The sequence below is a fragment of the Trebonia sp. genome, from assembly GCF_030042015.1.
GTDB lineage: Bacteria > Actinomycetota > Actinomycetes > Streptosporangiales > Streptosporangiaceae > Trebonia.
This window is the reverse complement of the sequence record NZ_JASIAL010000139.1, coordinates 1-11,324: the sequence shown is the minus strand read 5'-3', so window position 1 is coordinate 11,324 and position 11,324 is coordinate 1. Positions and strand designations below refer to the sequence as shown.

The following is an 11,324-nucleotide window of genomic DNA, read 5'->3' as shown; positions in this document are numbered from 1 at the left end:
GCGACCAGCAGCCAGCGGGCCTGCTCGTCGTATTGCGCGTGCACGTGATCCAGCCGCGGATCGGTCAGTTCCTGCCGGGCGCGGCGCAGCGCGAGCAGCGACCGGTACCAGTCAAGGAGCGAACGGTACGGCTCCCGCTCCTGCTGGCTCCAGTCCAGCTTGGAGCGCAGGAATGTCTCCTTGTCCTGCGGGTCGGGGATCTCGGCGGCTCCCCAGCCGTGCGCCGCGAACTCGGACTTGCGGCCCGCGCTGACCGCCCTGGCGAGAGACGGGTCGGTGTGGTCGGTGAAGAACTGCCACGGAGTGTCGGCGCCCCATTCCTCGCCCATGAACAGCATCGGTGTGAACGGGGACGTGAGCACCAGGCCTGAGGCCACCCGCAGCAGCCCGTCGCGCAGCGAATGACCTGCCAGTGTGGCGGCGATGCGATCGCCGACGGCCCGGTTGCCGACCTGGTCGTGGTCCTGCAGGAAGACCACGAACCGGCAGGCGGGGACCGTCAGCACGTCAACCGGCCGGCCGTGGGTGCGGCCGCGGAACGACGACCACGTGCCATCGTGGAAATACGCCTTGGTCAGCGTCTTAGCGACCGCCGATACGGCCCCGAAGTCGCCGTAGTACCCCTGCCGCTCCCCCGTCACCAGGCAGTGCACCGCGTGGTGGAAGTCGTCGCTCCACTGCGCCGTCACCCCGTACCCGCCGGCCTCCCGCGAGGTGATGAGCCGCGGGTCGTTGCGGTCGCTTTCCGCCACGAGGACCATCGACCGGCCGACCGAGGCGGCGAGCGCGTCCGCCGCGGCGGCCAGCTCCTCCAGGATGTGCACGGCCCGGTGGTCTTCGAGCGCGTGCACCGCGTCAAGGCGCAGCCCGTCGATGTGGTAGTCGCGCAGCCAGGTCAGCGCGTTGCCCACCACGAAGGCGCGCACCTCGTCGGAGCCCGCCTGGTCCAGGTTCACCGCGGGACCCCACGGCGTCAGGTACGCGGACGTGAAGTATGGCCCGAACTCCGCGAGCCGGTTGCCCGGCCCGGCGTGGTTGTAGACCACGTCGAGGAAGACGCCCAGGCTCCGGCGGTGACACGCGTCCACGAACCGCTTCAGCGCGTCGGGCCCGCCGTAGGGGTCGTGGACCGCCCACAGGCCGATCCCGTCGTACCCCCAGCCGTGCTGACCGGGGAAGGCCGCGACGGGCATGATCTCGACGATCGTGACGCCCAGGCCGGCGAGGTAATCCAGGCGCCCGATCGCGGCGTCCAGGGTCCCCTCGGCCGTGAACGTGCCCACGTGCAGCTCGTAGACGACCGCCCCGTGCAGCGGCACGCCGCGCCACCCGGAGTCGGTCCAGGCGAAGGCGGCATGGTTGTAGGTCCGGCTCGCGCCGGCCGGGCCGTACGGCTGCCACGGCGATCTCGGGTCCGCCAGCGGCCCGTCGCCGTCGAGCCAGAACGCGTAGTCCGTCCCCGGGGGCGCTGGCACCCCCGCCTGCCACCAGCCAGGCCGGCCGCCCCGTCGCATGGGGTAGCGCCGCCCGGCGACTTCCAGCTCGGCCTGGCTGGCGTCCGGGGCCCACACGCTGAAGACTGTCACCGCGCCTCCGGGACAAGCAGCGCCACGGGCAGCCGGCGCGTGAGCGCGGCGAGCGGCACCGTGGCCGTGTGATAGGTGCTGCCGGTGAGCACGTCCACCCACGCGGCAGCCGGGGTCGGGAGCGTCAGGACCGTGCCGGCCCAGCCGCCGCGGTTCCGCAGGCCGGCCGGCAGCCGGGTCGCCACCGTGACCGCGCGGCCGCCGCGGGCGAAGGCCACCGCGTGGCCCGCCGCGGCGCCGGCCGCGGTCAGCGGCAGGTAGCTCCCGGCGAACCAGCCGGGGTGGTCGCGGCGCAGCCGCAGGGCCCGGGACGTGACCAGCAGCTTGGCGGCGTCGAGCCCCGCACCGGCGTCAGGCCACCCGCCCGCATCGCGGCCGCCCGCGTCCAGGCCGCCCGCGTCCGGGCTGGCCGCGTCCTGGGCGGCCGCGTCGAGGACAGCGAGCAGCGAGCGGCCGCGGGCGAAGTCCACCGGGCGCCGGTTGTCCGGGTCGACCAGGTAGAACCCGCCAAGCTCGCACCCGTTGTACACGTCGGCCGTGCCCGGCATGGTGAGCTGGACCAGCTTGGTGCCGAGCGAGTTCGCCATCGCGTCGGGACCGATACGGGCGACGAACGCCCCGATTGACTCGGCCAGCGTGGCGTCGGCGAGGATGGCGGCGGCCAGGCCCTGCACCGCCGCCTCGTATTCGGGGTCGGGGCTGGTCCAGGAGGTCCGCGTCTTCGCCTCGCGGATCGCCTTTTCCAGGTATCCCGCGAGCCGCTTGCCGCCGATGGGCCAGGCGCCCACCAGGGTCTGCCAGAGCATGTACTCGGTGTCCGGGTCCACGGGGGGGCCGCCAAGACGGGCCGCGCGGTCATGCCACCGCGCGACTTGCCGCCCCCATGCCGCGGGCTGCTCGGCGAGGACCGCCAGCCGGGCGCGGACGTCCTCCTCGCGCTTGGTGTCGTGGGTGGACAGCGTGGTCATCGTGGCCGGCCAGTCGGCGGCCAGCCGGCCGGCCTGCGCGTGGAACTCATCCGGCCGGACGCCGAACCTGTCGGGGTTCCCGCCCACCTCGTTCAGCGAGATCAGCCTGGGCCAGCGGTAGCATGCGGTGTCCTCGATCCCCTTGGCGAGCACCGGTCCCGTCGTCTGCTGGAACCGGACCACGAACTCGGCGGCCGCGGGCTCCCCCGCCGCCGCGCCGCGGCCGAGCGCCAGGTCGCCCGCGGCCACGGCCAGGGCGTGCAGCGCTTGCCGCAGCCGCCCCGAGGCCGCCGACACCGCGGACCGCACCGCCGCCTCCGACGCGTCAGGCGGCGGCTCGCCAGGCGCCACGTATGCCCGGTACACCCCGAAGGCCGCGAGCACTTCCCCCAGCACCTGCCGCGCGTCCTCGGCGGTCGCGTCCGGGCGCAGCTCGCACAGCAGCCGGGCAAGCCGGGCCAGTTCCGGAGCCAGCGCACCGCGCGCGATCTCGTGCTTGGCGGCGTAGGCGACCTCGGCGAACGGCAGCACCTGGCCGGCGAACCGCGCGTACTGCTCAAGGAGGCCGCCCGCGCCGTCCGGGTCAACGAACAGCCCGTCGGCCAGCCGGAGCGCGTCGTAGCCGGTCGTGCCCGCGCACGGCCAGTCGTCCGGCAGCCGTTCCCCGACCGCGAGGATCTTCTCCGCGACGACCCATGACCCGCCGGTCTCGGCGGCCAGCCGCCGCAGGTAGCCGCGGGGGTCGGCGAGCCCGTCCGGGTGGTCTACCCGCAGCGCGTCCACGAGGCCGTCGGCGACAAGCCCGAGGATCACCTCGTGGGTCGCGGCGAACACGCCTGGGTCCTCGACGCGAATCCCGATCAGGCGAGTGACGTCGAAGAACCGCCGCCAGTTCAGCTCCGCCACGTCCCGCCAGTACGCGAGCCGGTAGTGCTGGGCGTCGAGCAGGTCGGCCAGCGGCAGCCCGGCGGTTCCCGGAGCCAGCGGCAGCTCCTGCTCGAAATAGCGCAGCACCGGCTCGCCGTCGACGGGGTCCCCGCCGCGCGGATCTACCGCGAGGTCGGGCAGGCACGAGTCGACGGGCCCGCCGAGGACCGGCAGCACCATCCGCCCGTCGCCCGCCGCCCAGTCGACGTCGAACCAGTGCGCGCAGTCCGCCTCCGGCCCGTCCCGCAGCACCGTCCACAGCTGCCGGTTCAGTGACAGCCGCTTGGGGACCGCCATGTGGTTGGGCACGATGTCGAGGACGATGCCCAGGCCGGCCGCCCGCAGCCGCGCCGCCAGCGAGCGGAAGCCGTCTTCCCCGCCCAGCTCGCCGCGGATCCGCGAGTGGTCGGTGACGTCGTAGCCGTGCCGCGACCCGGGCACCGCCTCGAGCACCGGCGACAGGTACGCGTGCGTGACGCCCAGGTCCGCGAGGTAGCCGGCGGCCTCCGCCGCCTCGCCGAACCCGAAGTCAGGGGTCAGCTGCAGCCGGTACGTCGAGACCGGCACGCCACGCGCCGTCACCCATTGCCCCCCGTAAGTCAGCTCCTGTCCTCTGAGGTTCCCCGCCAGGACTATTCCGAACGCACCGTGGCGCCTCCCCTGCCGCCAGGCTCGCGCGCCGGCAGGCTACGACGCCGTGTAGTCTCAATGCGGTGCCCGGCCTTCCGCGGGGCCGGAAGGTGGTCTTATCCCAGGTGAGCGTCGTCAACCTCCATCGCCGAGCTGACGCCGCGGAGCAGCGGCCGCGACAGCCGGCGCGGCTGGGCGCCACGCTGGGCGCGTACCTGGCGCTCTGCAAGCCGCGGATCGTCGAGCTGCTGCTCATTACCGCGGTGCCGACGCTGTTCCTCGCCTACCGGGGACTGCCCTCGCTGCTCGTGACGGCCGTCGTGGTCATCGGAGGCGCCCTGGCGGCGGGCAGTGCCAACGCGCTGAACTGCTACATCGACAGGGACATCGACGAGCTCATGCGCCGGACCAGCGGCAGGCCGCTGGTCACGCACACCGTCGCGCCGCGGGCGGCCCTGGCCTTCGGCATCGTGCTCGGCGTGGTCTCCGTCACGCTGTTCGCGGTGACCACGAACCTGCTCGCGGCCGGGCTGACGCTGGCGGCGATCCTGTATTACGTCGTGATCTACACGATGCTGCTCAAGCGGCATACCGCGCAGTCGACCCTGTGGGGCGGGGTGTGCGGTGCGGCGCCGGTGCTGATCGCCTGGGCGGCGGCCAGGGGATCGCTGTCCGTGGCCAGCCTGCTGCTGTTCGCGGTGGTGTTCTTCTGGCAGCCGCCGCACTTCTGGGCACTGGCGATCAAGTACCGCGACGACTACCGCAGCGCGGGCATCCCGATGCTCCCCGTGGTCGCCCCCGTGCGCCGCGTGCTCGCGGAGTCGGTGGTCGACAGCTGGCTCATGGTGGCGGCCTCGCTCGCGCTCTGGCGCTGGGCCGGGCCGGTGTACGGCGGGGTCGCGGCCGTTCTCGGCGCCGTGTTCCTGTCCGAGGTGCACCGCCTGTACCACGCCGCACGAGGCGGCGCCAGCGAAGACAGGCCGGTCACCATGCGGCTGTTTCACCTGTCGCTGGTCTACCTGACGCTGCTGTTCGCCGCCGTCGCGGTGGGCGCTGTAGTCCGATAGAGATTTTCGGCACGCCGATTGAACCGGCGGCGCGCCGGGCGCGTTAAGCCTTATGAAGGCGGCCCGCGGGCAGACCAGGTGACGCTCCCAACGTTAAGAGCCCGCGGGCCATTTTCCTTGCGCGGCCGCTGTCTGAGCTAACTCCGCGCTGCCGCGTCTCGTTACCCGCCGTGCTCGGCGCCCCGCAGGCCGGGGACTAGACTCCGGCCCGTGATTCTCATCGTGGGGGGAGTGGCCGGCAGCGGCAAGTCGACCGTCGGAGCGCTGCTCGCGGGACGGCTGCGCTGGCGTTTCGCGGACGCCGACAACTTCCATCCGGACGCGAACGTGGCCAAGATGCACGCTGGCGTCCCGCTCACCGACGAGGACCGATGGCCGTGGCTGCACGCGATCGGCGACTGGATGGACGAGCGGATCGCGGCGCGGCAGTCCGGCGTGGTCGCCTGTTCGGCCCTGAAGCGGGCCTACCGGGACGTGCTGCTTTGCGGGCGCCCGCAGGCCACGATGGTTTTCCTTCAGGTCAGCAGGGACGTGCTGGTGCGGCGGCTGACAACCAGGCCCGGGCACTTCTTCCCGCAGCAGCTCATGGAAAGCCAGCTGGACGCCCTGGAGCCGCCCGAGCCGGACGAGCGAGTGCAGACCGTGCTCGCCGAGGGCGAGCCCGCGAAGACCGCGGCCAAGATCATCGCACTGCTGTGGCCGTACGGCGAGCCGGCCCTGGAGGGACCGGCGCTGCCCGGCGTGATGTGACGCGCGCCGCCGCGGCGGGCGCCGGCGTAGCCTGAGTGGGTGAAGCTGAAGCTGGACCTGCACGACATCTACAACCAGGGCGACGAGATCGAGCGGGCGCTGCAGCGGGTCTTCGACGAGGCGGTCGCGAAGAAGGCGCCGCTGATCGAGATCATCCCCGGCAAGGGTTCCGGCCAGCTCAAGAAGCATGTGCTGAGGTTCCTTGAGCGCAAGGACATCAGGCCGCTGTACCACCGGGTGGAGAAGGACTCCAAGAACTTCGGCCGGCTGTTCGTGCACTTCCGGTGGTAGCGCGGGGCAGGCTCGGTGCGCGGCGGTCAGGCCCTGAACCTGGCGGCGATGCCGTCGAGCACGCAGTCGAGGCCGAACTCGAACCGCTCCTGCCTGGTCTGCGGTGAGTCCGGGTCGATGCCCTCGTCGAAGAGCCGCACGATGTGCGGGTAGCGCCCGGACTGCCTGATCCGCCGGTCGAGCTCGTCGAGGAACGCGGCGATGTCCGCCTGGCTCCAGCCCTGCCTGGCCCGACCGGTGGCGCTGTGCCAGCGGATCTCCTGCACCTCGCGCAGGACCGCGCCGAGAACGTAGGTGCCGATCGTCACCGTGGCGTACGTGATCGTGGTCAGGTCGAGGCCGAGCCCGTCGAACGCCGCGATCATCCGCTCGGCGTTGCGCGCGTCGTTCGGCCCGGAAGGCGGGCCGTGACCGAGGAAGTCGATGGCCCACGGGTGCCGCAGCAGGGCCGCCCTGGCGTTGCGCGCGTACGTCCGCACGTCCGCCCGCCAGTCCCCGGTCGGCTCCGGCGCCTGGCTCTCGGCCTGCACCTTTTCCAGCATCAGCTGGTACATCTCGTCCTTGGACGAGACGTACCAGTACAGCGACATGGCGCCCACCCGCAGCTCGCGGGCGATCCGCCGCATGCTGACCGCCTCGGTTCCCTCGGCGTCCGCGACGGTGATCGCGGTGCCGACGATGTCGGCCAGGCTGAGCCCGGATGTCCCCCGGGCCGGCCGGCCGCGCTCGCGGTGCCGGCCGGCGAACTCGGCCTTCCACTGCTCGCGCCGCTGCTCGCGCTCGTACTCGCGCCTGTCCCGCGGAGTGCCCCCGAGCAGCGGGCGCAGCGGCAGGAACACGTCGTCGTCCTCGCCTTCGCGCACCGCTCCTCCTCTCCCGGTGCCGGCCGCTCCCGGTAAAGCATTGCCTCTCGTACACCGTACTGCTATCGTACGACGTACGACATAGTACGGCGTACGAGAGCGAGGGAGGACCTAATGGGACGTCCCGAGGCGCCCGCCATCGAGGCGCGCGGGCTTGTCAAGCAGTTCGGGAAGGCGAGGGCGCTGTCCGGGCTGGACCTGACGGTGGCGCCGGGCACCGTCTACGGCCTGCTCGGCCCGAACGGCGCGGGGAAGACCACGGCGGTCCGCGTGCTCGCCACGCTGGTCAAGCCGGACGCCGGCCAGGCACGCATCGTGGGGCACGACGTGGTGGCGCACGCCGCCGCGGTCCGCAAGGCCATCGGGCTCACCGGCCAGTACGCGGCGCTGGACGAGTACCTGTCCGGGCGGGCGAACCTGGTCATGATCGGCCAGCTCAGCAGGCTGACCGCGAAGGCGGCACGGCGCCGCGCCGACGACCTGCTGGCCCGCTTCGGCCTGGCCGACGCGGCCACCCGGGCGGTCAAGACGTACTCCGGCGGCATGCGGCGCCGACTCGACCTGGCCGCGAGCCTGCTCGGGCACCCGGCGGTGCTGTTCCTTGACGAGCCGACCACCGGTCTTGACCCGGCGGCCCGCGCGCTGATGTGGAGCATCGTCCGCCAACTCGCCGCGGATGGCACCACGCTGCTGCTGACCACGCAGTACCTGGACGAAGCCGACCAGCTGGCCGACCGCATCGCGGTCATGGACGGCGGGCGGGTCATCGCAGCGGGCACGCCGGCCGAGCTCAAATCCTCTGTCGGCGGCCAGCGCGTCGCGCTGACGCTGGCCCCGGGCACCGACACGCAGGCGGCCGCCGCCGCGCTCAAGCCGTTCGCCACCGGCCCCGTGATCGCGAACGAAACGGGCCTCCTGCTCGAGGTCCCCGTCGCCGCGGCCGACGGGCTGGCCACCGACGTGCTGCGCGCGCTCGACGCGATGAACGTGACGGTCAGCGACATATCCGTGCGCACCGCGTCGCTTGACGATGTGTTCCTCACGCTGACCGGGCACAAGGCGGAAGGAGAAGCCGCATGACCACGCTGTCCGCCGCGGACCTGACCACCGGGCGAGGACTGTTCCCCCAGTTCCTGAGCGACGTATGGGTGCTGACCAAGCGCAGCATCGCCCGGATAAGGAATGAGCCGGAGACGCTCTCCGACGTGACCATACAGCCGGTGCTTTTCGTGCTGATGTTCGCCTACGTGTTCGGCGGCGCGATTGGCGTCGGCGGCGGGAGCTACCACGAGTACCTCATCGGCGGCATGCTCGGCATGGGGCTGGCGCAGACGGCGCCAGGCACCGCGGTCGCGGTCGTGTCCGACATGTCCACAGGGCTGATCGACCGGTTCCGCTCGCTGCCGATGTCGCGCGCGGCCGTGCTGACGGCGCGGACGATCGCCGACCTGCTCACCCAGCTGATCGGGGCCGCCATGGTCGCGGCCGTCGGGCTCGCGATCGGCTGGCGAATCCACACCGGCGCCGGCGACGCGATCGAGGCGTTCGCGCTCGCGCTGCTGTTCGGCTACGCGTTCACCTGGGCGGGGGTCTGCCTCGGCATGGTGCTGCGCAGCCCGGAAGCCGCGCAGCAGACGGGCTTCATCATCTTCCTGCCGTTGACGTTCATCTCCAGTGCCTTCGTGCCGACGCAGAGCATGCCGGGCTGGCTGCAGCCGGTCGCGGAATGGAACCCGATGTCCTCGCTGGCCGCCGCGTGCCGCCAGCTGTTCGGCAATCCGAACCCGGCGGCCGATGTCGCCGCGTGGCCGGCGCAGCACGCCGAGCTTGCGGTGGTCTGCTGGTCGCTCGCGATGCTCGTGGTCTTCGCCCCGCTCGCCGTGCACTTGTACATGCGCAAGACCCGGTAAGCGCACGTTTCACGTGAAGCATCACGTCACAGCAGACACGGGCGCACTCGCGAACTGACGCGCGTGTCGGCGATCGCGACATGCCGCCGTATACGAAACGGCCGACTGGGAGAAGATATCGGTCGAGAAGATGCTCATTCCGATACACATCCGACCGAGACCGAGGGAGGCGCAACAAATGCGATTCCATGGTATGGCTCGCCGGATCATCCTGGCTCCGGCGCTTGGCCTGGCGCTCGCCGTTGCGATAACAGCCTGCTCCAGCAGTTCACCTAGCTCCACCACCCCGTCCGCGAGCGCGACGCCGGCCAGCACGGCCGCGACGATCGCGACGATCACGTCCAACTGGGAGGCGTTCTTCAGCGCGTCGACCTCCAACTCCAAGAGGCTCGAGCTGCTCCAGAACGGCCAGACGTTCGCCTCGGTCGTCACCTCCCTGTCCAGCGGCCTCGGCTCGGAGGCGTCGGCCAAGGTCACCTCGGTGACGCTGACGTCGCCCACCCAGGCCACCGTCAAGTACGAGGTGCTGCTCGGCGGGCAGCCCGCGCCGATTCCCGCGCAGACGGGCACCGCGCTGTACGAGGACGGCGTCTGGAAGGTAAGTGACAGCAGCCTCTGCGCCCTGCTCGCCCTCGAGAACAACGGGAAAGCGCCATCGGTGTGCAGTTCGGCAAGCTGACGGGTCCGCTGCCGGCCGGCCGCCGGGCCGGCAGCGCGACCGTTGAGGCGGCAGGCGCGCGCCCGGGCGCGAGTTCCCTCGCGCTCGCGGCGCTGTGCACGCTGCTCTTCCTGACCTTCCTCGACAACACGGTCGTCTCGGTGGCGCTTGGCGCCATCCAGACCGACCTGCACGCCGGGGTCACCGACCTGCAGTGGGTTGTGGGCGCGTACGCGCTCACGTTCGCCAGCATCATGCTCGCCTGCGGCATGATCGGCGACGAGCTCGGCCGCAAGGCGGTCATGCTGACCGGCGCCGGCGTGTTCTGCGCCGGGTCCGTGCTGTGCGCGCTCGCCCCCAATCCGCAGGTGCTGATCGCCGGCCGCGCCGTGATGGGGCTCGGCGCGGCGGCCAGCGAGCCGGGCACCCTGTCGGTGCTGCGGCACATCTACGTGGGCGAGCGCGCCCGCGCCAGGGCCGTCGGCGTCTGGGCGGCGGTCTCAGGAATGGCGCTGGCGCTCGGGCCGGTGATCGGCGGCGCGATCATCGGGGTGTGGAGCTGGCGCGGGATCTTCTGGTTCAACCTCGCGTTCGGCCTCGCCGCGCTGGTCATCGCCACCGTCGTCGTACCGGAGAGCGCCGACCCGACCGCGGCGCGGGTGGACGCCGCGGGCACGCTGCTCGGCGCGGGCGCGCTGGCCACCTTCGTGTTCGCGATCATCGACGCCGAGGCGGCCGGCTTCGCCGCACCGGTCGTGATCGCGCTGCTCTGCGCCGCGGCGGCGCTCGCGGCGGCGTTCTGCCTGTGGGAGCGGCGCGCCCCCAACCCGCTGCTCGACCTGCGGTACTTCCGGACGCCGCAGTTCACGGTGCCGAACATCGCCGCGTTCTGCGTGTATTTCGCGACGTTCGCGATCTTCTTCTTCACCGCGCTGTACCTGGTCGAGGTCGTCGGCGACTCCGGGTACACGATCGCCCTGGTGTTCCTGCCGATGACGGTGCTCATGATCCTGGCCTCGCTGCTGACCGGGAACTGGACCGGGGCCGTAGGGCCGCGCTGGCCGATCACGACCGGCTGCCTGCTGTTCGGCGCGGGGCTGCTGATCACCAACGCGATCATCAGCCCGCACCCACCCTACGCGGGGCTGGCCCTGTCGCTCGCGCTCGCCGGGATCGGCATCGGAATCACGGTGACGCCGGTCACCTCGGCCGCGCTCGGGGCAGTGCCGCCGCAGCGGTCGGGCATGGCCGCGTCGTCGGTGAACACGAGCCGCGAGATGGGGGCCGTCACCGGCGTGGCGATCCTCGGCGCGCTCGTCTCCAGCCGGCTGAACGCCGACCTCGGCGGCGAACTGCAGCGCCTCGGCGTTCCGCTGTTTTACAAGTCGGTCATCATCCAGGCCATCGAGACCGGGCAGACGCAGGTGCCAGCCGCCTACGCCGCGTACAAGAAGATCATCGACGAGCTGTTCGGGGCGGCGGACGGCGCCTTCGGCTCCGGGCTGCACGCGGCGCTGTACCTGGCCGCCGGCCTGGTGCTGCTGGCCGGGGCGCTCGCTGCTGCTACGCTCCGCGATGAACCGGATCGTTAGCGGGAAGAGAGACCGCCTTGCGCTGCTACGCCCCGAGAACCGCCGCGATCGTGGCGCTGCTTATCGTCGGTTGTCTTGCCCT

Annotated in this window: 10 protein-coding genes; 7 read left to right on the top strand and 3 right to left on the bottom strand. The window is 71.9% G+C overall.

What is annotated here, in order from left to right:
- The coding region (gene treZ, locus Q1N79_RS07115; RefSeq protein ID WP_300605796.1) for a malto-oligosyltrehalose trehalohydrolase at nt 1-1,586 on the bottom strand (1,586 nt) is incomplete at its 3' end.
- Nucleotides 1,583-4,063: a malto-oligosyltrehalose synthase gene (gene treY / locus Q1N79_RS07110; protein ID WP_300605793.1), complete on the bottom strand. Its 2,481-nt coding sequence runs from the start codon at nt 4,061-4,063 to the stop codon at nt 1,583-1,585. The genes treZ and treY, both read right to left, overlap by 4 nt.
- Nucleotides 4,064-4,236: 173 nt before the next feature.
- On the opposite strand from treY, the gene Q1N79_RS07105 reads away from it, so the two are divergent.
- From Q1N79_RS07105 to Q1N79_RS07095, 3 genes are all read left to right on the top strand, one after another.
- Nucleotides 4,237-5,178: a heme o synthase gene (locus Q1N79_RS07105; protein WP_300605791.1), complete on the top strand. Its 942-nt coding sequence runs from the start codon at nt 4,237-4,239 to the stop codon at nt 5,176-5,178.
- A gap of 210 nt (nt 5,179-5,388) precedes the next feature.
- Complete coding sequence (locus Q1N79_RS07100; RefSeq protein WP_300605789.1) at nt 5,389-5,928, top strand: gluconokinase; 540 nt, start codon at nt 5,389-5,391, stop codon at nt 5,926-5,928.
- Between the two features lie 39 nt (nt 5,929-5,967).
- Nucleotides 5,968-6,219, top strand: coding sequence for a Smr/MutS family protein (locus tag Q1N79_RS07095; RefSeq protein WP_300605787.1), 252 nt, complete (start codon nt 5,968-5,970; stop codon nt 6,217-6,219).
- A gap of 26 nt (nt 6,220-6,245) precedes the next feature.
- Here Q1N79_RS07095 and Q1N79_RS07090 read toward each other — a convergent pair whose 3' ends face one another.
- Nucleotides 6,246-7,082 (bottom strand): TetR/AcrR family transcriptional regulator, encoded by an 837-nt coding sequence (locus Q1N79_RS07090; RefSeq protein WP_300605786.1) that lies wholly within the window; start codon nt 7,080-7,082, stop codon nt 6,246-6,248.
- A 114-nt stretch (nt 7,083-7,196) separates the two neighbouring features.
- On the opposite strand from Q1N79_RS07090, the gene Q1N79_RS07085 reads away from it, so the two are divergent.
- The 4 genes from Q1N79_RS07085 (at nt 7,197) to Q1N79_RS07070 (ending at nt 11,242) form a co-directional block, all read left to right on the top strand.
- On the top strand, nt 7,197-8,162 hold the full coding sequence (locus tag Q1N79_RS07085) for an ATP-binding cassette domain-containing protein (protein ID WP_300605784.1): 966 nt from the start codon (nt 7,197-7,199) through the stop codon (nt 8,160-8,162).
- Nucleotides 8,159-8,992 (top strand): ABC transporter permease, encoded by an 834-nt coding sequence (locus Q1N79_RS07080; protein WP_300605783.1) that lies wholly within the window; start codon nt 8,159-8,161, stop codon nt 8,990-8,992. The genes Q1N79_RS07085 and Q1N79_RS07080 overlap by 4 nt, the downstream gene beginning before the upstream one ends.
- Before the next feature lie 193 nt (nt 8,993-9,185).
- Nucleotides 9,186-9,671 (top strand): hypothetical protein, encoded by a 486-nt coding sequence (locus tag Q1N79_RS07075; protein ID WP_300605782.1) that lies wholly within the window; start codon nt 9,186-9,188, stop codon nt 9,669-9,671.
- Nucleotides 9,653-11,242, top strand: a complete 1,590-nt coding sequence (locus Q1N79_RS07070; protein WP_300605781.1) for an MFS transporter — start codon at nt 9,653-9,655, stop codon at nt 11,240-11,242. Before Q1N79_RS07075 ends, Q1N79_RS07070 begins: the two co-directional genes overlap by 19 nt.
- Nucleotides 11,243-11,324 lie beyond the last annotated feature (82 nt).

Excerpts from the sequence above, each read along its gene's own strand:
- Q1N79_RS07075 (WP_300605782.1), top strand. The coding sequence starts at position 9,186 with ATGGCTCGCCGGATCATCCTGGCTCCGGCGCTTGGCCTGGCGCTCGCC.
- Q1N79_RS07085 (WP_300605784.1), top strand. The coding sequence starts at position 7,197 with ATGGGACGTCCCGAGGCGCCCGCCATCGAGGCGCGCGGGCTTGTCAAG.
- Q1N79_RS07080 (WP_300605783.1), top strand. The coding sequence starts at position 8,159 with ATGACCACGCTGTCCGCCGCGGACCTGACCACCGGGCGAGGACTGTTC.